19 protein-coding genes are annotated in these 23,114 nt (G+C 68.8%); 8 read left to right on the top strand and 11 right to left on the bottom strand.

Going from position 1 to position 23,114, the window contains the following annotated elements:
- Nucleotides 1-5: 5 nt before the first annotated feature.
- The 4 genes from ABLG96_RS11815 to ABLG96_RS11800 form a co-directional block, all read right to left on the bottom strand.
- Complete coding sequence (locus ABLG96_RS11815; protein WP_353647589.1) at nt 6-1,178, bottom strand: ADP-ribosylglycohydrolase family protein; 1,173 nt, start codon at nt 1,176-1,178, stop codon at nt 6-8.
- A gap of 72 nt (nt 1,179-1,250) precedes the next feature.
- Nucleotides 1,251-2,576 (bottom strand): sugar ABC transporter substrate-binding protein, encoded by a 1,326-nt coding sequence (locus ABLG96_RS11810; protein ID WP_353647588.1) that lies wholly within the window; start codon nt 2,574-2,576, stop codon nt 1,251-1,253.
- Between the two features lie 56 nt (nt 2,577-2,632).
- The gene (locus tag ABLG96_RS11805; protein ID WP_353647587.1) at nt 2,633-3,466 is read right to left on the bottom strand and encodes a carbohydrate ABC transporter permease; all 834 of its coding nucleotides are present in this window, start codon (nt 3,464-3,466) and stop codon (nt 2,633-2,635) included.
- Nucleotides 3,466-4,404 carry a sugar ABC transporter permease gene (locus tag ABLG96_RS11800; protein WP_353647586.1) on the bottom strand — a complete coding sequence of 313 codons (939 nt, stop codon included), beginning with the start codon at nt 4,402-4,404 and terminating at the stop codon, nt 3,466-3,468. The genes ABLG96_RS11805 and ABLG96_RS11800 overlap by 1 nt, the downstream gene beginning before the upstream one ends.
- 139 nt (nt 4,405-4,543) lie before the next feature.
- Between ABLG96_RS11800 and ABLG96_RS11795 the strand changes: the two genes are divergently transcribed.
- The 6 genes from ABLG96_RS11795 to ABLG96_RS11770 all read left to right on the top strand — a co-directional run bounded on the left by ABLG96_RS11795 (nt 4,544) and on the right by ABLG96_RS11770 (nt 13,012).
- The gene (locus ABLG96_RS11795) at nt 4,544-5,221 is read left to right on the top strand and encodes a VOC family protein (protein WP_353647585.1); all 678 of its coding nucleotides are present in this window, start codon (nt 4,544-4,546) and stop codon (nt 5,219-5,221) included.
- A 110-nt stretch (nt 5,222-5,331) separates the two neighbouring features.
- Nucleotides 5,332-7,215 (top strand): penicillin-binding transpeptidase domain-containing protein, encoded by a 1,884-nt coding sequence (locus ABLG96_RS11790; RefSeq protein ID WP_353647584.1) that lies wholly within the window; start codon nt 5,332-5,334, stop codon nt 7,213-7,215.
- A gap of 43 nt (nt 7,216-7,258) precedes the next feature.
- A complete protein-coding gene (gene map / locus ABLG96_RS11785; RefSeq protein ID WP_353647583.1) occupies nt 7,259-8,122 on the top strand; it encodes a type I methionyl aminopeptidase in 864 nt (287 codons plus the stop codon).
- 399 nt (nt 8,123-8,521) lie between these two features.
- On the top strand, nt 8,522-8,659 hold the full coding sequence (locus ABLG96_RS11780; RefSeq protein WP_353647582.1) for a hypothetical protein: 138 nt from the start codon (nt 8,522-8,524) through the stop codon (nt 8,657-8,659).
- Between the two features lie 105 nt (nt 8,660-8,764).
- On the top strand, nt 8,765-10,438 hold the full coding sequence (locus ABLG96_RS11775; protein WP_353647581.1) for an HAD family acid phosphatase: 1,674 nt from the start codon (nt 8,765-8,767) through the stop codon (nt 10,436-10,438).
- Nucleotides 10,439-10,606: 168 nt separating this feature from the next.
- Nucleotides 10,607-13,012: an FdhF/YdeP family oxidoreductase gene (locus ABLG96_RS11770; RefSeq protein WP_353647580.1), complete on the top strand. Its 2,406-nt coding sequence runs from the start codon at nt 10,607-10,609 to the stop codon at nt 13,010-13,012.
- A gap of 537 nt (nt 13,013-13,549) precedes the next feature.
- Here the strand turns inward: ABLG96_RS11770 and ABLG96_RS11765 are convergent.
- The 5 genes from ABLG96_RS11765 to ABLG96_RS11745 form a co-directional block, all read right to left on the bottom strand.
- Complete coding sequence (locus ABLG96_RS11765; protein WP_353647579.1) at nt 13,550-14,941, bottom strand: mycothione reductase; 1,392 nt, start codon at nt 14,939-14,941, stop codon at nt 13,550-13,552.
- A gap of 78 nt (nt 14,942-15,019) precedes the next feature.
- Nucleotides 15,020-15,565, bottom strand: a complete 546-nt coding sequence (locus ABLG96_RS11760; RefSeq protein ID WP_353647578.1) for a YbhB/YbcL family Raf kinase inhibitor-like protein — start codon at nt 15,563-15,565, stop codon at nt 15,020-15,022.
- A gap of 98 nt (nt 15,566-15,663) precedes the next feature.
- On the bottom strand, nt 15,664-16,461 hold the full coding sequence (locus ABLG96_RS11755) for a methyltransferase domain-containing protein (RefSeq protein ID WP_353647577.1): 798 nt from the start codon (nt 16,459-16,461) through the stop codon (nt 15,664-15,666).
- A gap of 244 nt (nt 16,462-16,705) precedes the next feature.
- A complete protein-coding gene (locus ABLG96_RS11750; protein ID WP_353647576.1) occupies nt 16,706-17,797 on the bottom strand; it encodes an RIO1 family regulatory kinase/ATPase in 1,092 nt (363 codons plus the stop codon).
- Between the two features lie 334 nt (nt 17,798-18,131).
- A complete protein-coding gene (locus ABLG96_RS11745; RefSeq protein WP_353647575.1) occupies nt 18,132-18,869 on the bottom strand; it encodes a peroxide stress protein YaaA in 738 nt (245 codons plus the stop codon).
- Between the two features lie 115 nt (nt 18,870-18,984).
- Between ABLG96_RS11745 and ABLG96_RS11740 the strand changes: the two genes are divergently transcribed.
- Together ABLG96_RS11740 and ABLG96_RS11735 are read left to right on the top strand one after the other, a co-directional pair.
- Nucleotides 18,985-20,016 (top strand): GNAT family N-acetyltransferase, encoded by a 1,032-nt coding sequence (locus ABLG96_RS11740; protein ID WP_353647574.1) that lies wholly within the window; start codon nt 18,985-18,987, stop codon nt 20,014-20,016.
- Nucleotides 20,017-20,082: 66 nt separating this feature from the next.
- On the top strand, nt 20,083-21,879 hold the full coding sequence (locus tag ABLG96_RS11735; RefSeq protein WP_353647573.1) for a proline--tRNA ligase: 1,797 nt from the start codon (nt 20,083-20,085) through the stop codon (nt 21,877-21,879).
- Nucleotides 21,880-21,915: 36 nt separating this feature from the next.
- On the opposite strand, the gene ABLG96_RS11730 is transcribed toward ABLG96_RS11735, so the two are convergent.
- Nucleotides 21,916-22,401, bottom strand: a complete 486-nt coding sequence (locus ABLG96_RS11730; RefSeq protein WP_353647572.1) for a DUF4439 domain-containing protein — start codon at nt 22,399-22,401, stop codon at nt 21,916-21,918.
- Nucleotides 22,398-23,003: a hypothetical protein gene (locus tag ABLG96_RS11725; RefSeq protein WP_353647571.1), complete on the bottom strand. Its 606-nt coding sequence runs from the start codon at nt 23,001-23,003 to the stop codon at nt 22,398-22,400. Before ABLG96_RS11725 ends, ABLG96_RS11730 begins: the two co-directional genes overlap by 4 nt.
- Nucleotides 23,004-23,114 lie beyond the last annotated feature (111 nt).

Raw genomic sequence — 23,114 nt, 5'->3', positions numbered from 1 at the left:
CGGGTTCACGACAGTGCCGCCTCGCCGTTGCCCGGCCCGTCGGCGGCGGTCAGGGCCGCGAACGCGTGTTCCCGGCGGGCGAAGGCTGCCGCGTCCGCGGTGCGGATCGCCTGCGCCACCGCGGCCATCCGGAGTCCGCCGGCGCGCAGGTCGAGCCGCGACTCCCGGGCCACGGTCTCCACCCACTCGGCGGGCACGGAGGATTCGCCGCCGAGCGCGCCTGCGATGGCGCCGCCCATGGTGGCGATCGAGTCGGAGTCCCGGCCGTAGTTCGTCGCGCCGAGGATGCAGCCGCGCACGTCGCCGCCGGTGACCGCCAGGAAGCCCAGCGCCACCGGAAGCTCCTCGATCGCGCGGACCCGGCTCGGCCGCCGAGCATCCATCACCGGCGTGCGGTACTCCGGGCCGACGGTGTCGAACGGTGTGATCGCGGCCCGCAGCACCGGGATCGCCCGTTGCCAGTCGGGCACACCCGCGGCCGCTTCCAGCACCGCACGGATCGCTGCGGCGGTACCGTCCCTGGCCAGTCCCAGGACGGCCTGCAGCACCCCGTCCACATCGATTCCCGGCGTCATCGCCGCGGCGATCGCGGCGGCGAAGACGGCGGCAGCCTCCCTGCCGTAACTGGACTGGTGTGCACCGGCCAACTCGGAGGCCTCGGCGTAGGCGCCGGCCGGATCACCTGCGTTCGCGATTCCGACCGGGGCCATGTACATGGCAGCACCGCAGTTCACGACGTTGCCCACCCCACCCTCGCGAGGATCGATGTGACCGTAGTGCAGCCGGGTCACCAACCATTTCTCCGCGAGGAACACCCGCAGCAACGGGACCGTCTCCCGTTCAAGCTCCGGGATCCAGGTGAGTTGATTCATCATCCGCGGAACCAGCCCGTCGGCGATGTCGAAGGCGTCGAGGTGCCGTTGACGTTCGTCGTAGACGTCGATGAGCAGGTTGGTCATCAGGGTGTCGTCGGTGACGTGGCCGTCTCCCTTGAAGTACGGCGACATCGGCTTCGCCGTCCGCCAGTCGGGCATGAAGTACTCGGTGATGCCCTCGACGAATCCGCCGTACCGGGCGACGATCTCCTCGGCGCTGCGGCCCTCCGTCGCACCGCCGATGGCATCGCCGACCGCTGCTGCAGCGAGGGCTCCGATTGCTTTGTCCTGCAAGAGGTTCATGGTTCTTCCTGGCATGAGCCGGCTCTGCGGCACGGTGGGAGGTGCTGACGGGAGAGGGCGAGCGGGGGTGGATCAGCCGCCGGAGAGGGTCTTCCAGCCGGTGGTGAGCGCGGTGCCCAGACCGGCAGCATCGGTCTTACCCGCGAGGAACTCCTGGTAGGCGGGTGTTGCGTACTTCGACTTCCAGTCGGGGAACTTGTCGGCCTTGTTCCACGGCGCGTCGACGAGCTGGTCGGCGCTGCCCAGGATCGCGTCCCAGCCGTGCCCCGTCCCGAGCTTCTTGCCCATCGCCGCCGACGCCGAGGCAGTCACCGGGATCAGCGCGTCACCCTCGGCGATGGCAGCCAGGTTCTCCGACTTCATGAAGTAGGCGATGAACTGCATGGCCTGCGCCGGGTACTTGCTCTGCTTGGCGATGCTGAGGGTCTGCGGGTTGGAGGCCTGGTGCTGGTTGGTGCCCTTGAGCAGCGGCAGCATCGTCCAGTCGAAGTCGGCGGGCGCCTGCTCGTCGATCTGAGTGGCGATGTAGTTACCGGCCATGATCATTGCGTACTTGCCGCCGAAGTAGCCGGCCAGCACGTCACTGCCGGACAGCGAGACCGAATCCTTGGCCATCGACCCGTCGGCCAGCATCTTCGTGATCCGGTTCGGGACCTGCAGCTCGTTGTCGCCGACGGTGACCGTCGGGGCCTTGGAATCGCCGCTGAAGAAGGTGCCGTCGAAGGCCAGGCCGGTCGACATGATGCCCGCGGTCGGCGACTTCAGACCCCAGGCCAGCCCGCTGACGGTGCCGGAGGAGAGCTTCTTCGCGTTGGTCGCCAGATCGTCCCACGTCCAAGGCTTGTCGGCGGTCGGCAGTGCGACACCGGCCGCCGCAAGCAGCTTCTTGTTGACGAAGATGGTGTACACCTGCGCGATCGTCGGCGTGCCGGTGATCTTTCCATCGTAGGTCACCGAGTCCCAGACCGACTGCGGCACATCGGATTTCAGGTCGGCAGGGACCATCGGCGACAGGTCGGCGAGGTAGCCCTGGCGGGAGAAGCCCGCGATGTCGGCCGACTCGTCGTGGATGATGTCGGGCGCCTGGTTGCCGGCGAACTGGGTCACCAGCTTGTCGTGCACCGATTCGGCGGCGACCTTCTGATAGGTCACCTGGATGTTGGGGTTGGCTGCATTCCAGTCGCTGACGATCTTCTCGGTGGCAGCCACGGTCGGTGCCTGGAAGGCGTAGCTGGAGAACGTCAGCGACACCTTCTCATCCGGGGCCAGGGAGCTGCCGGCGGTGCTCACCTGACCGCCGCCGGAGTTGCTGACGCACGCCGACAGCAGCAGGGTGGAACCGAGCGCCAGGGCGGCAAGGCTGCTGCGGCGCAGGATGTGTGGACGGGTTCTCTTCATGAGAGCTCCTTCGTGGTGTTGACGGTCTGGACTGGCAGGGGGGACGTGCCGGGCGGTCATCCCTTGACCGAGCCCGCGAGCATCCCGGAGACCAACTTGCGTTGGGCGACAGCGAAGATGAGCAGGCTGGGGAGGGTGGTGATCAGGGCGGTCGCGGCCAACGGGCCGAGGTTCACCAGCCCCTCACCCCCGACGTAGCGCGCCAGCAGCAGCGGCGCCGTCTCCTTGGCGGGATCGGTGATCACCACCAGGGCGAAGAAGAACTCGTTCCAGGCACTGATGAAGGCGAACATCGCAGTCGCCACGAGACCCGGTGCGAGCAACGGGAAGATGACCCTGAGCAGTACCTGGCCGCGGGAGGCCCCGTCGGTGGCCGCTGCCTCCTCCAGATCACGGGGGATCGCCGAGACGTAGCCCTGCAGCATCCACAGCGTGAACGGCAGCGCCCACACCACGTAGACCAGTACCAGCCCGGGCAGGGTGTTGAGCAGCCCCAGGTTCCGCAGCACGATGAACACCGGGATGACGATCAGCACGAACGGGAACACCTGGCTGACCAGGATCCAGCCGACCGTCACCGTGCGCAGCTTGCTGCGGTGCCGGGCGAGCGCGTAGGCGGCCGGCAGCGCGATGACCGTTGTCAGGATCGCGGTGCTGACGGCGACGATCAGCGAGTTGAGCAGTGACGGGAACAGCTCGGTGTTGTCCAGCGCCACCCTGAAGCTGTCCAGCGACCAGGTGCGGGGGAGCAGTGTCGGGTCGAGCGAGATCACCTCGCGAGGCGATTTGAAAGCCGTGGAGAACAGCCACAGCAACGGGAATCCCAGGAAGACGATGTACGCGAGCAGGGCGACGTACTGACCCACGCGAGTGATCGGGCGGGTGCGCATCAGGTGTTCTCCTTCAGCTGACGCCACAGGTACACGCCGAGCATCGCGAGGATGAGCACGACCATGGCGTTGCCCATCGCGGCCGCGTACCCGAACTCGCCGCTGCTGAAGGCACTCTCGTAGGCGAACAACATCGGCAGCTTGGTGCGGCCGCCGGGCCCACCCTCGGTGAGCACGTAGACCAGGCCGAAGGAGTTGAAGTTCCAGACGAAGTCCAGCGACGTGATGGCGATGATCACCGGCTTGAGAGCAGGCAGGGTGACGGAGCGGAACCGCTGCCACGCACCGGCTCCGTCGAGTGACGCCGCCTCGTGGAGGTCGGTCGAGGTGTTCTGCAGCCCGGCCAGCAGGGCGATGGTGGTCTGCGGCATCCCGGCCCAGACCCCGACGACGATCACGGCCGGCAGGGCGAGGGTGAAGCTGCCGAGCCAGTTGATGTTGGTGTCGATGATCCCCAGGTTCTTGAGGAATGCGTTGAGGATGCCGGCATCCGGCTGGTAGATCAGCTTCCACAGGATGGCGACCACGACCGACGGCATCGCCCACGGCACCAGCGCCAACGGCCGCACCAGCCACTGGAACCGCAACCCCGCGTTGAGCAGCAGGGCGAGGCCGAGGCTGAGCAGGAACTGCAGGATGGTCACACTGAAAGCCCAGACCAGTCCGATCCCGAACGAGTTCCAGAACAATCCGTCGTCGAACAGACGCTCGTAGTTCTGGACGCCGTTGAACGCGAATTGCACACCCGCGCCGGCGCGGGCATCGGTGAACCCGAGCCAGATCCCGTTCAGCAGGGGGTAGACGCTGAACGCGATCACCGGCAGGAGACTGGGAACGAGCAACCACAGGCCGACCGGCGTACCGCGTCGCCGTCGGGCGGCGGGTGGTGTGGTCGGGCCCGGGTCGATGGTGGCCGGAGCCTGGGCTGCCGCCGTCATGGTCGGGGGTACTCCTTCGTCTTTGAAGGGCGGAGCGAACGGGGACTAAGCACTGCCGGGGCACCGCGTCATCGGAGCCTCGCCGACTGTAAACGTTTACAGTCGGTGCGTCAACGACCCGCCCGGTATCTTCTCCACCATGAGCCTCGCCCGTTTCAAGGACCTCTGCCTGGATGCTGTCGACCCGGATCTCCTGGGAGCCTTCTACTCCGAGCTGCTCGGTCTGGCCCCGCAGACCAGGGACGGTGTGGTGATCAGCCTCGATGGAGCAACGCCCACCCAGCGGGTCTGGATCAACCGGGTGCCCGAGCAGCGTTCGGCCAAGAACCGCATGCACCTCGACATCCGACTGCGATCGCTGGAGCAGGCCTTCGAACTGGGGGCGCGCGAGCTGGATCGACTCGAGGGCTGGACGGTGCTGGCCGATCCGGAGGGCAACGAGTTCTGCGTGTTCCTCACCGACGGCTCGCCGGGCTCAGCGGAACCCGGCCTGATGGAGCTCGGGGTCGACGCTGTCGACCAGCAGGCGCAGTCCCGATGGTGGGCGGACCTGCTGGGTGCCGGCCACGGCACGGAGGACGACGACAGCTACTCCTGGATCGATCACCTCCCCGATGCCCCGTTCGAGTCGATCGCCTTCGCCAACGTGCCGGAACCCAAGACCGTCAAGAACCGGGTCCATCTGGACCTCTTCGGCGACCCTGCTGCGCTCGAGACCGCGGGCGCCCAAGTGCTCAGGACCCCCGACGAGGGTCGGCCGTGGACCGTGATGGCCGATCCGGAGGGCAACGAGTTCTGCGTGTTCCCGGACGCCTGACCGGCGCGCCGGCAGCCCTGACGAAGGGTCGAGCGTCAACGCGGAGTGTGTCTCGGCGATCTGCGGCGCGGGTCCACCGGATCGGGGAGCGCGGCATCGATACTGGCCCGATGACGAGGCAAGGGGCTCACAGCAGCGGCGTCGCTCGCCCGGGTGCGAGGGCATTCTCGTGGTGCGTCGTCCTCGTCGGCATGCTGGTCCTGTCAGGCTGCACCTCGACCGCGGCGCCCGCCTCACCCGGGCCCCAGCAGGACCTGGCCGCGTTCGTCGCCGCACTGGAGACCAGCAGGACCGACGCAGCCTCGGCGCTCACCTCGGAGCCCGGCGTGGCCCGGCAGGCGCTCGACTCGGTGATCCTGGACAACCTCGAGCCGAAGAAGCTGCAGCTCACCGCCGGCGCCCTCGACTGGGACGGGGAGGCGACCACGGCCACCGTGCCGATGACCTACCGCTGGACCCTGCCGGACATCGGACCGTGGCAGTACACCACCGACTGGACGTTGAAGCGGCGTGGAGCGGGACCGGGCGCCCACTGGTTCATCGCCTGGGATCCGGCCGTCATCCACCCGCAGCTCGGCGCACAGCAGAGCATCGTGGTGCGCACGGTCGAGGCGTCGGCCGGTGTCGTCGTCGACCGCAACGACCGGCAGCTGGTGACCGCCCAGCGGGTGTACGCGGTCCAAGCCGCCCCGACGAAGATCAGCGATCAGGCCGGAATCGCGGCCGTGCTGGTGAAGCTGCTCCGGAAGTACGACCCGACGCTGACGGCCACCGGCATCGTGCAGGGCATCGCCGATGCCGATCCGACGATCGGCTACACCGTGACCAACCTGCGGGACACCGAGTTCGAGGCGGTCGCGGCACAGCTGACCAAGATTCCCGGGCTGACGTTCCCGGCCCAGGTCCGCAATCTGGGTCCCACCAAGGACTTCGCCAGAGCACTGCTCGCCCAGCTCGGACCGAGCACCGCCGCGCTCATCCGCGGGACGCCCGGCTGGAAGATCGTGGCGATCGACGCCACCGGCGCCGAGGCCGGAGTGCTGGCCGAGCGCGCTGCCGGGCGCGGCGGCAAGGTCATCCTGACCATCGACCGGGACGTCCAACTCGCGGCCGAGCGGGCACTGGCCGGGATCACCGAACCGGCCGTGATCGTCGCCATCCAGCCCTCCACCGGTGAGATCCTCGCGGTCGCCCAGAACGCCGCCGCGGACGCCGAGGGCGCGATCGCCCTCACCGGCAGCTTCCCGCCGGGCTCGATCTTCAAGATCGTCACCGCGACCGCGGCCATCGACACCCAGCGAGCGACCCCGCAGACCGTCGTGGAATGTCCCGGCACCTGGACGATCAACGAGCGTCCGATCCGCAACGAGTACGAATTCGATCTCGGCCGGGTCCCGCTGGAGCTGGCGTTCGCGAAGTCGTGCAACACGACGTTCGCCCAACTCGCCTCGACGATGGGCGAAGGCACCCTGACCAGCACGGCCAAGCAGTACGGGATCGGCCTGGACTTCGTGATCCCGGGGATCACCACGCTCACCGGCTCCGTGCCCGCGGCGACCGACGAGGTGCAGCGGGCCGAGGACGGGTTCGGGCAGGGACAAGTGCTGGTGACCCCGTTCTCCGCGGCTCTGATGGCGGCCACCGCCGCAACCGGCACCATGCCCGTCCCCACGCTGATCCGCGGCCAGCGGACGCAGGTGGACCAGAAGGTCCCCACCCGCTCGGCTGCGTCCCGCTCCGGGGTGGCCGACCTGATGGCAGCCGTGGTCGACGTGGGGACCGCGCAGAACCTGAAGGCGGTCGGCACCGCGGCGGCGTTCGTGCACGCCAAGACCGGGACAGCGGAGTACACCGACGCGAAAGGCACGTTGAAGGCCCATGCCTGGACCGTCGGCTACCGCGGTGACCTCGCCTTCAGCGCTCTCATCGTCGGCGGCGACTCCTCCAAGCGGACCAACGTCGTCCTGCAGAAGTTCCTGGCCGCGGTGAAGTGAGGCAGCCCGGGTCGCTCGGCGGGCGCGGCATATTCTGCGAGGCATGAAGTCCTCGGTCCGCACTCGGATCAGCCCCGGCACAGTCAGCCCCGTCCGGCCGGTGCCGGCGTCGATCCTCCGCCCCGAGTACGTCGGACGTCCCGGGCCACGTCCTGATCCCGGCCCGTGGGTCCAGACCCCCGAGACGATCGAGAAGATGCGGATCGCCGGTGGGATTGCCGCCAGGGCGATGGCCGAGGGCGGCCGGGCGGTGGCGCCGGGCGTCACCACCGATGCGATCGACGAGGTCATCCACACCTACCTGTGCGACCACGGCGCGTATCCGTCGACGCTGGGCTACCGGGGCTACCCGAAGGCCTGCTGCACGTCGCTGAACGAGGTGATCTGTCATGGCATCCCGGATTCGACCGTCATCCAGGACGGCGACCTGGTGAAGATCGACGTCACCGCGTACCTGGACGGCGTGCACGGTGACAACTGCGCGACCTATTTCGCCGGCGAGGTGAGCGAGGAGGCGCGGCTGCTCTCCGAGCGCACCCGCGAGGCGTTGGACCGGGCGATCAGGGCGGTGGCCCCCGGGCGGTTGCTCAACGTGGTGGGCCGGGTCGTGGAGTCCTACGGCAAGCGCTTCGGGTACGGCGTGGTGCGGGACTACACCGGTCACGGGGTCGGGCCGACGTTCCACTCCGGCCTGGTGGTACTGCACTACGACGATCCGTCCGTGCAGACGGTGCTGGAGCCGGGCATGACCTTCACCATCGAGCCGATGATCACCCTCGGCGGGATCGAGTGGGAACTCTGGGATGACGACTGGACGGTCGTCACCCGCGACGGTAGCTGGGTGGCCCAGTTCGAGGAGACGCTCGTGGTCACCGACACCGGAGTCGAGATCCTCACCGTCCCCTGATCGGCCCTCCGGGCCCACAGATGAGGGCCTTGCTGCGCAGGAAGCTCCTCTCGCCAGCGCGAGTGGTGGTGCGCCGGGTCCCGCCCGGCGGGCCCCGCGCGTTCGCAGGCTCACGAGCGGGGTCCCGCCCATGCCCGAGCCACCCCCTGACCCGGCACACCACCCCTCGCGGTCACCGTGGTCGAAGACGAGGGGATCACCAAGACCTTCGTTGATCGAGCAAGCGAGGGACGAGCGCGTCGAGATCCTGTCAGATCGACGACCGGGGGTCGTCTGCTTCGTCGCTCGACCACCGCTGAGTTTGTTGATCGAGCAAGCGACGAGCGCGTCGAGATCCTGTCAGATCGACGACCGGGAACTCCGCTGCAACACTTCGGCGGCCGAGCGCGTCCTGAGGGTATGGACAAGAAACCGAGCAGGATCAAGCGCATCTGGACCGTCATCATCAAGGCGGTCCGTGAGAACGGCGACCTGAACGAGCGGCGCAATGCGGCTCGGGCGAAACAGGGCTCCTACGGCACCCGACGGCCCTTCTGAGCCGACCGGACAACTCCTTCGGCGCACGCGGAATGCAATTGCCCGGAGTAACTTCGCTGCCGACCCCTGAAACCGCTGGGGCGACCCTCGAAGGAGTACTTCCGTATGACGACACGAACCGGGCGCCGCGTTCTCGGTGTCACCCTGGCCTCGCTGCTCACCGTCGGCCTCGCACTGACTCCCGCCGCGCAGGCCGCGCCGCCGCCCGCCGGGACGGTGTCGGCTCGACCGTCGGTGTCCTTCGACGGACTCGACAAGGTCCTCACGCCGCGTACCAGCTTCGTGATGGCGGCGGACGGCTCGAGCGGCCTGCGTGCCGACGGGGCGGGGATCCCGAACATCGACTCGGTGAAGGCGACCGTCCGGACCTACTACGGCGCCTCGTCCGCCGGGATTGCCGACAAGGTGTCCTCGCCGTTCATCACCGAGCTGACGAAGTTGCTGGCGCGCAAGGCGAAGGGCTTGCCTGCGCTCTACCGCGCGGCCGAGGCGAAGGGCGGCGGGAAGCCCGCGATCGTCCTGGACGCCGACGACACCACGCTGTGGACGTACGACATGGAGGACGCGGCGATGCACTTCACCTTCGATCCTGCCTTGCAGGATGTCTACGTGCAGGGACAGCGGTTCCCGGCCGTCCCCGGCATGGTCGGTTTCGTGAAGGCGGCGCAGCGCGCAGGGTTCGCGATCTTCGGTCTCACCGGTCGTAACGACGACCAGAAGGCCGCTTCCGTCGCGAACCTGTCGAAGGACGGCTACTCCGCCTTCACCACGGCCAACTTCTTCACCAAGTGGACAGGTGTCGGCGCGAGCACCCAGCCGTCCTACATCCACTGTGCTGCGGTGAAGTGCACGACGGTCGAGTACAAGTCGGGTACGCGTGCGCACATCGAGTCGCTCGGCTACCGGATCGCCCTCAACGTCGGTGACCAGTGGTCCGACCTGCAGGGCGGATCGAGCCTGTCGACGCTCAAGCTCCCGAATCCGACCTACTACCTGCCCTCGGCGGATCTTCCGGTCCTGTCCGAGCCGCGGCTGGCCCCGCGGACGCACTTCACCATGAAGCCGGACGGCTCCAGCGGCGCAACCCAGGGTAGTGAGGGGATCCCCAACATCGACTCGGTCAAGTCGACGATCCGCACCTACTACGGCGCGGACGCCACCGGGATCGCGAACAAGGTGAGCTCGCCGTACATCACCGAGCTGACCCGGCTCACCCGCTCCGTCACCCCGGCCCTCACCTCTGCCTGCCGGACGGCCGAGCGCTTCGGGATCAAGCCGGCGCTGGTGCTGGATGCCGACGACACCTCGCTGTGGACGTACGACATGGAGGACGCGGCGATGCACTTCACCTTCGATCCGGCGCTGCAGGACCTCTACGTGCAGCAGCAGCGGTTCCCGGCCACGCCCGGCATGGTCGCACTGGCGAATGCGGCCTCAAGCGCCGGCTGCACGATCATCGGGCTCACCGGTCGCAATGACAACCAGCGCACGGCGACCCTGGCCAACCTGGCCAAGGGCGGCTTCACCGGCTACTCCGAAGCGCACTACTTCACCAAGTGGACCGGTGTCGGTGCCAGCCAGCAGCCGTCGTACATCCACTGCGGAGGAGCGAAGTGCACCACCATCGAATACAAGTCGCAGACCAGGGCCTACGTCGAGACTGCCGCCGGCGGCGGCTACACCGTGCTGGCCAACATCGGTGACCAGTTCTCCGATCTGCTCGGCGGGCACGCTGTCGTCCCGATCAAGCTGCCGAACCCGACCTACTACCTGCCCTGAGCCCGCCAGGTCTCGACTCCCTCGTCGCTCGACCGCTGGAGTCCGTTGATCGAGCGAACGGAGGGGGCGAGATCCTGCCGGTCCGACGTCCCACCCGCGACAGCGTGTGGGGCCGTTGATTTTCGGGCACCGGGATAGTGTCGGCACGGTGAGCAACGGAGGCCCCAGATGAGCAAGCGCAGGTCCGGCGAGAACGTCACCGACCCGGGTGAGACCCATCTGAAGGTCGAGGAGCGCGAGACCCATGCCGCCGGCGTGAAAGCAGTGGTGATCGCCGCGAAGCATGCGCTGCCGCGGGCCGGTGTGGTGCGCACCATGCGCAGTTTCTTGAAGCTGAACCAGGCCGACGGGTTCGATTGCATGAGCTGCGCGTGGCCCGATCCGGACCCGGAGCACCGGCACACCGCAGAGTTCTGTGAGAACGGTGCCAAGGCCGTCGCGGAGGAGGCCGACCGCCGCCGCGCCGACCCGGCCTTCTTCGCCACCCACACGATTCCCGCCCTCGATCAGCAGAGTGAGTGGTGGCTCGGCCAGCAGGGCCGCATCACCGAACCCCTGGTGCGGCGTCCGGGTTCGGACCACTACGAGCCGATCAGCTGGGACGCCGCGTTCCGGCTCATCGCCGACGAGCTGAAGTCGCTGTCGTCACCGGACGAGGCCATCTTTTACACCTCGGGCAGGGCCTCCAACGAGGTCGCGTTCGCCTACCAGTTGTTCTCCCGCGCGTTCGGCACCAACAATCTGCCCGACTGCTCCAACATGTGCCACGAGTCGACCAGCGTCGCGCTCGCCGAGTCGATCGGCATCGGCAAGGCGAGCGTCTCGATGCGCGACGTCTACGACGCCGAGCTGATCGTCATCGCGGGTCAGAACCCGGGCACCAATCACCCGCGGATGCTCTCAGCACTCGAGATCGCCAAGCGGCGGGGCGCGAAGATCGTCGCGATCAACCCGCTGCGCGAGGCCGGTCTGATCAACTTCCGCAACCCGCAGGAGGTCAAGGGCATCGTCGGTACCGGTGTCGACATCGCAGACGACTACCTGCAGATCAAGTTGGGCGGCGATCTCGCGCTGTTCCAGGCGGTCGGGTCGCTGCTGGTCGAGTGGGACGCGCTCGACCACGATTTTATCGACACCCACACCACCGGCTTCGCCGACTGGGCGGCCCATGTCGCGCAGGTCGACCATGAGCTGGTGGTCGAGGCAACCGGTCTGAGCTGGGAGCAGATCACCGGCTTCGCCGAGCGGCTGCGAGCCTCGAAGGGCACGGTGTGGTGCTGGGCGATGGGCATCACCCAGCACCGCAACGGAGTGGCGACGATCAAGGAGATCGTCAACCTGGCGCTGGCGCATGGCGACATCGGCAAACGCGGCGCCGGGCTGTTTCCGGTGCGCGGCCACTCCAACGTCCAGGGTGACCGGACGATGGGGATCTGGGAGCGTCCGCCCGCCAAGTTCCTGGATGCGCTGCAGCAGGAGTTCGACTTCGACCCGCCGCGCGAGCACGGCCTGGACACCGTCGAGGCGATCCGCGCAATGCGGGACGACAAGGCACACGTCTTCATCGGGCTGGGCGGCAACTTCCTGCAGGCGGCCCCGGACACCGACATCACCTCGCAGGCGCTGCGCAACTGCCGCCTCACGGTGCACATCTCGACGAAGCTGAACCGTTCCCACCTGCACACCGGGACGACGGCGCTGATCCTGCCCACCCTGGGGCGGACCGAGAAGGACGTCCGCGGCGGTAAGGAACAGTTCGTCACCGTCGAGGACTCGGTGTGCTCCGTGCATGCCTCCCGAGGACCGCTCGCGCCGGCCTCGACGTCCCTGCTGTCGGAGACGGCGATCATCTGCGGGATCGCCGAAGCGACGCTGGGGGACAAGTACGGCATCCGCTGGTCGGCGATGGCGAACGACTACGACGTGGTGCGGGAGCACATCTCCCGGGTGGTGGCCGGCTGCGAGGACTACACCCAGCGGGTCGATCGGCCGGGCGGGTTCGTGATGCCGCACCCGCCGCGGGACTCACGGACGTTCGAGACGAAGTCGGGTCTTGCCGAGTTCGCGGTGTCGCCGATCGAGTTGCTGCAGGTGCCGAAGGGCTGCCTGCTGTTGCAGACCATGCGCAGCCATGACCAGTTCAACACCACCATCTACGGCCTGGACGATCGCTACCGCGGTATCCACAACGGACGACGGGTGGTGTTCCTGCACCGTGAGGACATCGCCGCCGCCGGGTTCAACAATGGAGATCACGTCGATCTGATCGGGCACTGGGACGGCGACGAGATCGAGCGTGTTGCCGCCGACTTCCGGATCGTCGAGTACGACACGCCCCGGGGCAGCGCCGCGGCCTACTACCCGGAGACGAACCCGTTGGTGCCGTTGGATTCCACCGCGGTCGGAAGCAACACGCCGACCTCGAAAGCGGTGGTCATCAGCCTGCGACCGGTGCAGGCGGTCGCGCCGGTGGCGCCCGGTGCCGGCCGGCCCGGCGCCGACGAGGGTGGCCAGGACGAGGTGGGCGCCGACGAGGGCCACAAGCGTTTCCCGCAGCCCGAACACCTGAGCTGACGCCGACCTTCGCGGTAGTGACGGTCGTTTGGGTGCGAAGTTCGCGGTAGTGAGGGTCGTTTGGGTGCGAAGTTCGCGGTAGTGAGGGTCGTTCGGGTGTGAAGTTCGCGGTAGTGACGGTCGTTTGCGGACGACCTTCGCGGTAGTGAGGGTCGTTTGGGTGCGATGTTCGCGGTAGCGACGGTCGCAATACGGATGGCCCGACTCCAGCTCGTATCCGGCAGTCCGCGGGTTCGCGCCCGAGACGACCGTGCGGTCCGTGAACCCCGCTGGTAGGCGACCGTCAGAGCCGCGAACCTGGCCGGCAAACGACCGGGGTACGAGAACCCAGCCTGCAAACGACTGTGGGGTCCGCGAACCTGGTCTGCAAACGACTGTCAGGTCGGCGAACCCGGCCCGCAAACGACCGTGGGGTCCGCGAACCCGGCCTGCAAACGACCGTGGGGTCCGCGAACCTGGTCTGCAAACGACCGTGGGGTCCGCGAACCTGGTCTCCGAACGACCGTCAGAGCCGCGAAACCAGAGCGGTCGGGCGCATCAGGGGGTGGGGAACTGCAGCAGGGCGTTCTCCACCAGCTCGGGCAGCGCGGGGTGGATCCAGTACTGGCCGCGCGCGAGCCGATGTGGGGGGATCTCGAACGACATGCCCTGGATCAGTGGCTGGATGATGGTCGCCGCCTCCGGGCCGATGATGTGGGCACCGACGAGCAGGCCGGTGTCCTTGTCCAGCAACAGTTTCGCGAAGTTGGTCGTGTCCTCGCGGGCCCAGCCGGCGGCGATCCCGGCGTAATCCTGGCGAACCACCGCGACGTCGATTCCCCGACCACGGGCTTCGGACTCGGTGAGACCGACGCTGGCGATCTGGGGTTCGGTGAAGACCGCGGCCGGCACGTACCGGTGGTCGGAGGCGACCAGGTCGTCCGGGTGGGCGATGTTGTGGAACGCGACCCGCGCCTCGTGGTTGGCGACGTGCTTGAGCGGAAAGTGCGTCGAGATGTCGCCCAGCGCCCAGATGCCGTCGATGCCGGTCCGCTGGTACTCGTCGACGACGACCCGGCCCGCTCCGTCCAGCTCGACCCCCGTCGCCTCGACGCCCAGCTCGTCCCCGTTGGGGGTGCGGCCGGCGGCGATCAGCAGCACGTCGACGTCGACCTCGGAGGTCCCGTCCGGACCTTCCAGGAACAATCGGACACCGTCGGCGGGAAGTGGCGCCACCCGGCCGACCTTGGTCGATGTCCGCAGGTCGTACCGCTGCTCGACTGCCGCGGTGAATGCGTCGGAAATGTCTGCGTCGTGCTGACGCAGCAGCTTCTCACCGCGGATGACCTGCACCACCTCGCTTCCCAGCGAGGAGAAGATGTGCGCGAACTCGGCCGCGATGTAGCCGCCGCCGAAGACGCCGATCCGGCGCGGCAGGGCCGCCAGGCGCATCACCGTGTCGGAGGTGTGGAAGGTGACGTCGTCGAGTCCCTCGATCTCCGGGACGGCCACCCGCGACCCGGCCGCGAGCAGGAAGCGCTCGCCGCTGATCACCTCGGTGCTGCCGTCGTGCAGCGCGACGGTCAGTTCCTTGTGACCGGTGAACCGTCCCCGCCCGGCGTAGACGGTGATGTTCGGGGTCCGGTCGCCGGTGCGGTACTCACGCCCACCGGCCTCGATGGCGTCGATCCTGCCGAAGATGCGATCCCGCATACCGACCCAGTCGACGGAGTCGACGTGCGCCTGGACGTTCAGCGCTGCGGCGTGGACGGTCCCGGAGGCCAGATCGGCCGGATGGACGAACATCTTCGTCGGGATGCAGCCGACGTTGAGGCAGGTTCCGCCGAAGGCGCCGTCCTCGACGACGGCGATGTCGGTCCCGGAGAGCTCGTCGGGGATGCTGTTTCCGGATCCGGTACCGATGATCACCAGGTCGTGATGGCGGGGCATGACTCTCCGATTCGGGGCAGGCCCGTATCGGGCCCGGGTGGTTGCGGGGAACTGCAGATGTGCGACCGGCGCCGCGGGTCAGTGCTGGTAGCTGCCAACCAGGATGGCCCTGGCCAGCGTGTGGAACGCCAGGTTGAACGACACGACGGCCGGGCTTGTTCCGCCGTCCACCTCGAGCGCCGGGATGTCGACCGCGTGCACGACGTAGAAGTAGCGGTGCACCTGATCGCCCTCGGGCGGGGCGGCCCCGTCGTAGGCCTGTCGGGAGTAGTCGTTGTGCACGTGGAACGCGCCTGGGGCCGCGGCCGACAGCGACTCGTCCGATTCTCCGGCGCCGGCGGGCAACGCAGTGACGTCGGCGGGGATGTTCACCGCGACCCAGTGCCAGAACCCGGACGGCGTCGGCGCATCGGGGTCGTAGCAGGTGACGACGTACGACTGGGTGCCCTCCGGTGCTCCCGACCAGCTCAGGGACGGGGAGATGTTCTTGCCGCCGGCGGAGTCGTGGACCTGGGCGGCCGGGAGAGCGGTGCCCTCCTCGACGTCGTCGCTGCTGACCTGGAAGAACCCGGTGGAGGGCAACTTCTCGTACGGATTCGGGCTGACGGGGCGATCCAGACTCACGGTGGTGGTACTCCTTCGTGGCGGCGCGATCCGAGCCGGACACGCTGTTGCGTCCGCTCGACGAACTCTCTGTCGAACCTACCCGCGGACGACCGGCGTCACCCGCGGACGATCAGCTCCCCGTGCGGGACGTGGAACACCGCATCCGGATCGTCTGTCCAGCGGCGCCAGCCGTCCGCGATGGCTTCCAGGTCGGGCCGCAGCACATGGCCCTCGGAGATCAGCTGGGTGGCGAGCGCCGAATCCTGGATCCGACGCTCCCACATACCGCCCCAGGCCTCTCGCTCGACGGGAGTGCCGTAACTCCACACCGAGGCGCTCGGCGCGAGATCGGTGAAGCCGGCCGCATGGGCCCAAGCGACGAGGCGGGTGCCGGCGTCGGGCTCGCCGCCGTTGCGTCGGGCAGCGTCGCGGTACAGCTGGAGCCAGCTGTCCAGCGCGGGGATCGCCGGGTACCAGCTGAACGCTGCATAGTCGGCGTCGCGGACGGCGATCACACCGCCCGGTCGCAGCACTCGGCCGAACTCACGGAGGGCGGCCACCGGATCCACCAGGTGCTGCAGCACCTGGTGGGCGTGCACCACGTCGAAGCTGTTGTCCGGGAACGGAAGTGCGGCAGCGTCTCCGACGGCGCACTGCGCCTCGATGCCCCGGCGGGCGAGCTCGGCCGCGGTGAGCGCCAGGGCATCCGCGGTGTTCTCCACCGCGGTGACGACGCCCGGCGCGATCAGCTCGGCGAGGTCGGCGGTGATGGTGCCCGGGCCGCTCCCGACGTCCAGCACGGCCATCCCGGGTTGGAGATGCGGGAGCAGGTACGCCGCGGAGTTGGCAGCGGTGCGCGCACGATGACCGCGCAACACACTCTCGTCATGGCCGTGGGTGTAGCGGGTGGACATGGTCCGAGCCTAGACTCGGTATCACCAGTTGAGAAACACATCCCATAAAATGAGATCAATAGGGAGATTCTGTTGCTCTGGCGGAGTCTCGTCCGCGCTCGTTCCTCGCTGCTCCCCGTCCTGAGCGACGAAGGGGGCGGAGGGGGACCACCGCAATTTCCGGTGATCGAGCGAACGGAGTGAGTCGAGATCCGTTGTGACAGAACCGGTCATTGCTCTGTCGGGGACTCGAATGCAGTACCGATCACTCCGAGGACGTCTCCGGAAGCGGCGGGCCCGACAGGTCCGGTCGGCGATCGCTGCCGGTCGCGTACTGCCACAGGTGATCGGTCAGCGTGCTCGCGTCGGCAGCGAGCACGCCACGACGGGAGAAGAAGTCGGCCACCCGCGTGCAGTCGCGGTGCAGGTAGTCGATGCCCTGGGGGTTGGCGATCAGATCGACGACCTGGGGCAGGTCGATCACCACGCAGCCGTCGTCGGTGGCCAGGATGTTGTAGGCAGACAGGTCGCCGTGCGTCATCCCGGCCTCGGCGAGGATCTCCAGCGTGGCGACCAGGTCGTGCCAGAGCTCGGTCCACCCGCTGGGGTCGGTGTCGTGGTCCGCGAGCCGCGGTGCCGCGGTGCCGTCGGGATCGCCGATGAACTCCATCATCAGCTCGGAGCCGATCAGCTGGACCGGGTAGGGCACCCGGCCACCCGCCGACCAGACGGTCGACAGTGCGGCGAACTCGGCGGCGGCCCAGCGACCGGAGAGCAGGTCCCGGCCGAACTGGGTCCGCTTGGCCATCGCGCGCATCTCCCGGGACCGTCGGGTGCGACGTCCCTCCAGGTAGCCGGCATCGCGGTGGAACATCCGGTGCTCGGCGCTGCGATAGGTCTTGACCGCCAGCAACGAGCCCTCACCGCCAGGCAGCGAGCGATCCAGCAGGTGGACGTCCGCTTCCTTGCCGGTCTTCACCACCCCGAGCGGGGTGTCGACGCAGTTGGCGGAGGTCAGGACCCAGTCCGGGAGCGGCTCCGGACCGTGGTCTGCAGTCACGTAGGTCGAATAGGTCAGCGGCTCCAGGTCGCCTGCCGGAAAGCGGTCTGCATCTTCAGCGGCGTCGAGAGGCTCGACGGACTCTGCTTCGACGGACACGCGGCCGGACCGGCCTTCACCGACCAGCCGCGGGCCGTCTGCGGTGGGGCGACCACGACGGCGCCGCACGGACTGGGCGCGCTCGACATCAGCGGGATCGTCGTACTCGGCGGCCCAGCTCGCATAGCGGTCGTAGGGGTCGTCCGGATCGTGCTCCGGGGTGTTCGGGCTGGGGGGATCGTTGTGGGAGGAAGACATGATGGAGAACTCCTGGGAAGGGTTCCCGGCGGACGGATGCACGGCAGATGCCGGCTCACTCAGGAGTGAGCCGACCGACCGGTTCGGGCCTCGCCGGATGGCGGGGCGACGAACGAGGGACGGTGTCGAGCGTCAGCGGGCCGGGGAGAACGGGGACGGGGCTGTTCCGCACAGGACCGACATCGGGTCCTCCCTTCTCGGCGACGCGGCCGGATCGACCCGGCATGCCGGGATCGGGGCGACACCTGATGAGCTCCACCGAGGAGATCCCCGACAGTGCGCCCAGTCTGCAAGCAGCAGGGCACGATGTCCACCGAGTTTCCTCCGGCAACGATCAGGTGATGACCTGGATGCCCTTGCGCCCCCAGGGTTCCACCCGTAGCCCTGCCGTGCGGGCCACCCGCAGGACGGCGGCGCGATCGCCCAGCTCCGCGCGGGAGGTCGACAATGCGCGCGCCAGAACGCCTTTCGCGTGTTTGCTGAAGTGCGAGACGATCGACCGTGAGCCGTCCGCCGCCTCCGTCAGGACGCGGGACGGCACGGCGTGCGGGACGCGGGCGAAGGCGGCGTACGCGCCTGATCGCAGGTCCAGGATCAGCTCGTCCGGATCGCCGAGTACCCCGTCGAGTCGGCTGCGCCAGAACGACTCCGGGGTGCCGAGCAGCGGCAGCCGGGAGCCCTGGGAGAAGCGGTACGTCGGGATCGGATCGGCCGCCCCGACCATCCCGAAGGTGGCGGACGTGATCACCAGACGCGCTTCGGCCCTGGCGCGTTGGATCTTCGTCATCGTCCCGGCGCCGAGCGCGTCGAAGAGCACCCCGGTGTAGCGGTCGAGGGCAGGCATCGTCGGATTGGAGCGCAGCAGGGTGTTCTGCGTGACCTCGTGGTCCTTGCTGGGCGGGGTGCCGATCGCTGCCCGGGCCCGGGGCAGGTCGGTGCTGAGAACGACCAGGGCGTCGATCAGCGCATCGCGTGCCGGTGTCAGATCCGGGAAGCTCAGCGCCGCGAGATCCAGCGGAGCGCCGTCCCCGCCCGGGTGTTTGGTCTCCGACGGGGGGAGCAGGATGCGCACCGGGCGAGGGTAACCCGGACCGAGGTCAACCCCACGGGTCCGTCCATGGCTCGAGCGCCCGTCGCGGGTGATATCTGTTGCCGTCCAGCGTCTCCGACCGCGTAGCGTCTGCGGGGTGAGCACCCCCGACGCCTCCGCCCTTCCCGCCGAGCTCGCCGACGCCGGCCTCACCGGACGCCCGCTGCAGATCTCCGATGCCGAGCAGATCGCGCAGATCCAGCGCGAGATGGAGCTCCGCGAACCTGCCGATCTGCACGAGAGCGTCGAGGAGATCATCGAGGAACTCACCAGCCCGATGGTCGATCTTCCCGCCGCGTCGCTGGGGCTGTTCGACGGCGACCAGCTGATCGGCTACACCGGTGTCTCGGCGATGCACGACGACACCGTCTTCAAGGCCTATCTGGTCGGCGGCGTCCGGACGGGGTGGACCCGACGCGGGATCGGTACCCAGCTCGTGACGATCGCGCAACATCAGGCCGTCGGCTGGCGCGATCGGGTGGCCCCCGGCCTGCCGGGCGAGTTCGGGCTGTGGGCCGAGAGCCAGCGCGGTTCGCTGCTCGCGCTCGCGGAGTCGCTGGGATTCGAGACCTGGCGCTACTTCTACCGGATGCAGCGCGATCTGGAGCAGGATGTGCAGCTCGAATCCCCACCCACTGACTTCGACCTGCGCCCCTACCGCCCCGAGGACTCGGAGGGTGTGCGCGCCGCACGGAACAATTCCTTCGCCGACCACTGGGGGTCGCTGCACTCCTCCCAGGAGCGTTGGACGGCGCACATGACCGGGGCGGAGGCTTTCCGGCCCGAACTGTCGTTCGTGGCCACCTTCACCGAGACGTCCGCACCGGACGACGCGCAGCCGGGCGACGTGGCCGCGTTCGTGATGAGCGAGGAGTTCGCCGGCGAGACGGCGGCGCGCGGATTCCGGACGGCCTACGTCGCGCTGGTCGGGACCGTCCGCGCCGCCCGCGGGCGCGGACTCGCCTCGGTGTTGCTGGGACGTCAGTTGCAGGCGGCCCGCCAGGCCGGGTTCCGGTATGCGGAACTCTCGGTCGACTCCGATTCCCCGACCGGGGCCGGTCGGATCTACGAGCGCTCAGGGTTCGTCGAACTCGACCGGAACCGGGCACTGGGTCTGCGGTTCACCTGACCGCCGACCGGCGCGAAACGGTCGCGATGTCCGGACCGTCCGCCTGGCTCGGTAGCGTTGCCCACCGTGATCACCCGATTCTCGCAACTGTTCGTCAAGACCCTCCGCGAAGCACCCTCCGATGCCGAGCTCCCCGGGCACCGGATGCTGGTGCGGGCGGGGTACGTCCGCCGCGCAGCCCCGGGGATCCACTCCTGGCTACCGCTGGGCTGGCGGGTCCTCAAGCGCATCGAACAGGTGGTGCGCGAGGAGATGACCGCGATCGGCGGTCAGGAGGTGCACTTCCCGGGGTTGCTGCCGCGTGAGCCGTACGAGGCAACCGGCCGGTGGACCGAATACGGCGACAACCTGTTCCGGCTCAAGGACCGCAGGGGCATCGACCACCTGCTCGGCCCGACGCACGAAGAGATGTTCACCTTGCTGGTCAAGGACCAGGTGAGCTCCTACAAGGCCCTGCCGTTGACGTTGTTCCAGATCCAGACCAAGTACCGCGACGAGGCGCGCCCGCGGGCCGGTCTGCTCCGCGGCCGCGAGTTCGTGATGAAGGACTCCTACACGTTCGACATCGACGACGCGGGTCTGGAGGCCGCCTACCAGCGGCATCGCGCGGCCTACATCGCCATCTTCGACCGGCTGGGCCTGGACTACGTCATCGTCCGGGCCACCTCGGGCGCGATGGGCGGGTCGGCCAGCGAAGAGTTTCTGGCGGTTTCCGAGCACGGCGAGGACACCTTCGTCCGGGCCGATGCCGCGGATGGCTCGATCGCCTATGCGGCGAACGTCGAGGCCGTCAGGATCCCGACTCCGGCACCCGTCGACACCGATGATCTGCCTGCAGCGCAGCGGATCCCGACGTCGAACACGCCCACCATCGCCACCCTGGTCGCCGAGCTGGACCGCTCACGGCCGCGCACCGACGGCCGCGCCTGGGCCGCGTCCGACACGCTCAAGAACGTGCTGGTGACGTTGATCGACCCGGACGGCAGCCGGCGTCCGTTGGCGATCGGCGTGCCCGGCGACCGCGAGGTGGACCTCAAGCGGCTGGCTGCCGAGGTCGAACCGGCTGTGGTGACACCCTTCGGGGACGAGGACTTTGCGGCTCATCCCGTGCTCGCCAAGGGCTACCTCGGTCCTGGTGCTCTCGGGCTCGGGTCGGTCTCGAAGATCGAGTACCGCCTGGACGCGCTGGTGGGGCTGGGCAGCTCCTGGGTCACCGGGGCTGACGCGGACGGCGAGCACGTGATGCACCTGGTCAACGGGCGCGACTTCACCGCCGACGGTGTGATCCATGTCGCCGAGGTGCGCGACGGCGACCCAGCTCCGGACGGCGCCGGCACCCTGCGCACCGCCCGCGGGATCGAGATCGGGCACATCTTCCAGCTGGGCCGCAAGTACGCGGATGCGCTCGACCTGCGGGTGCTCGACCGCAACGGCAAGCAGGTGACCGTCACGATGGGCTCCTACGGGGTCGGGGTGTCCCGACTGGTGGCCGCCATCGCCGAGGCGACCTGCGACGAACGAGGACTGCTCTGGCCACGCGCAGTCGCCCCGTTCGACGTGCAGCTGGTCGCTGCGGGCAAGACCGAGGAGATCCTGACCGTCGCGCAGCGCCTGGCCCAGGAGCTGTCGGACGCGGGTGTCGAGGTGCTCTTCGACGACCGCGCCGTCTCACCGGGGGTGAAGTTCACCGATGCCGAACTGCTCGGCGTGCCGACGATCTGTGTGGTCGGCCGCAGCCTCGCGGACGGCACCGTGGAGATCCGCGACCGCGCCAGCGGGACCGCCAGAGATGTCGCGGTCGACGACGCGCTCGGCGAGCTGATCGCCGAACTGCACGGCGCCCACCCGGACCTCATCGACTGAGGCTCGGAGAACGGACAAGACGAGCGACCGATCCGCTCAGGTATCGGGCGCGCCGGGGAAGGCGACCGTCACCGGCGAGGTCTTGGCGATCGCGCGCCAGCGGACGATCCGCACTGCCGAACCGCTCAGACCGCCGGAGGCGAAGGAGCGCAGGCCCGCGTCGTCCGTGTTGCCGACCACCGCGCGCCAGGTCTCCGCGCAGTCGGTCTCCAGGCCGATCGCGAGGGTGCGGGCAGCAGCGGCGTCGGCGGGTGCGTCCACCTGGTACGCGGCGGCAGGAGCGTTGGGCTTCCCGCCCAGTTGGGTGATCTGTTCCGCTGCCGCGTCCCGCAGCACCAGGTGGGCGGCACGGACGTCCGACACGGTGTCGGCGTTGTCCGCATCGGCCGTGCCGACGAGCGCGTAGGCCCAGATGGCGGCGTTCTCGGCCTGCAGCACGAGTTGCAGGGCGGCGATCACGGCGGCGCCGGCGCGCGGTGCAGCGCTCTGCCCGGAGGAGGGACCGGTGGACGGTGCGGTCATGACAGGGCCTCCTGGTGCCCCGCGAGCGAGGCAGCGATGGTGGCGAAGAGCGTCGCCCGGTAGCGGGACACGCTTCCGAGTGCGTCGGTGAATGCGGTCTGCGCGTCCTGCACATCGGTGGCGGCCAGGGTGACCGCCTGCGCGGCGGAGGCCGGCGGAGGGACGGTCTGACCGGGCTGCGTCGGCGGGTCCGCCTTCTGACGTGTGGTGCGCGCCTGTTCGTCGAGCAAGGCCTGCAGATGCCGGCGACGGTCGTCGCGCAACGGCGTGAGGACGGTGGCCGTGCTGCCGAGCTTGACCGAGGCGACCAGTCGCAGGTAGTGCAGGCGGGTCTTGGCGATGAGCTGGTCGATCGGATCGATCGGCGGGGGCGCGGTGACCACCTCGGTCCGGGTGACCCTGGTGCTGGAGAAGGGATTGCAGCCGGCCGTCGTCAGCAGGGCAGCAGTCCCGCCGATCATCAGGACGCTGCGGCGGGCCAGGTCCGGCATCGTCCGCGGGTCACGGACGGACGGGCGTGCGCTGCCTGCCGGGGTGGGGTCACCCACCTCGACACCCTGGGAAGGTGTTGCCGGGTAGGTACGCCTGTCGGTCCTCGCCACGCCGACCATCATGACAGGCCCCCTCCGGACGGCGAGCGGATGCGCGCCGGACGCCGCGCGACGGTCCGGCGCTCGGGTCGGTGCCGGGTAGTCTGGTGCGGATTCGTGACA

Origin of the sequence: Nakamurella sp. A5-74, from assembly GCF_040438885.1 — a bacterium.
Taxonomy (GTDB): domain Bacteria; phylum Actinomycetota; class Actinomycetes; order Mycobacteriales; family Nakamurellaceae; genus Nakamurella.
The sequence above is the reverse complement of the archived record's forward strand: the minus strand, read 5'-3'. Positions and strand labels throughout refer to the sequence as shown.

Bases quoted from the DNA above. Each gene is read 5' to 3' on its own strand.
- ABLG96_RS11730 (WP_353647572.1), bottom strand. From the start codon at position 22,401: ATGACCGCACCGTCCACCGGTCCCTCCTCCGGGCAGAGCGCTGCACCG.
- ABLG96_RS11795 (WP_353647585.1), top strand. From the start codon at position 4,544: ATGAGCCTCGCCCGTTTCAAGGACCTCTGCCTGGATGCTGTCGACCCG.
- ABLG96_RS11770 (WP_353647580.1), top strand. From the start codon at position 10,607: ATGAGCAAGCGCAGGTCCGGCGAGAACGTCACCGACCCGGGTGAGACC.
- ABLG96_RS11765 (WP_353647579.1), bottom strand. From the start codon at position 14,941: ATGCCCCGCCATCACGACCTGGTGATCATCGGTACCGGATCCGGAAAC.
- ABLG96_RS11750 (WP_353647576.1), bottom strand. From the start codon at position 17,797: ATGTCTTCCTCCCACAACGATCCCCCCAGCCCGAACACCCCGGAGCAC.
- ABLG96_RS11810 (WP_353647588.1), bottom strand. From the start codon at position 2,576: ATGAAGAGAACCCGTCCACACATCCTGCGCCGCAGCAGCCTTGCCGCC.
- ABLG96_RS11780 (WP_353647582.1), top strand. From the start codon at position 8,522: ATGGACAAGAAACCGAGCAGGATCAAGCGCATCTGGACCGTCATCATC.
- ABLG96_RS11815 (WP_353647589.1), bottom strand. From the start codon at position 1,178: ATGAACCTCTTGCAGGACAAAGCAATCGGAGCCCTCGCTGCAGCAGCG.
- ABLG96_RS11790 (WP_353647584.1), top strand. From the start codon at position 5,332: ATGACGAGGCAAGGGGCTCACAGCAGCGGCGTCGCTCGCCCGGGTGCG.
- ABLG96_RS11755 (WP_353647577.1), bottom strand. From the start codon at position 16,461: ATGTCCACCCGCTACACCCACGGCCATGACGAGAGTGTGTTGCGCGGT.
- ABLG96_RS11775 (WP_353647581.1), top strand. From the start codon at position 8,765: ATGACGACACGAACCGGGCGCCGCGTTCTCGGTGTCACCCTGGCCTCG.
- ABLG96_RS11805 (WP_353647587.1), bottom strand. From the start codon at position 3,466: ATGCGCACCCGCCCGATCACTCGCGTGGGTCAGTACGTCGCCCTGCTC.
- ABLG96_RS11800 (WP_353647586.1), bottom strand. From the start codon at position 4,404: ATGACGGCGGCAGCCCAGGCTCCGGCCACCATCGACCCGGGCCCGACC.
- map (WP_353647583.1), top strand. From the start codon at position 7,259: ATGAAGTCCTCGGTCCGCACTCGGATCAGCCCCGGCACAGTCAGCCCC.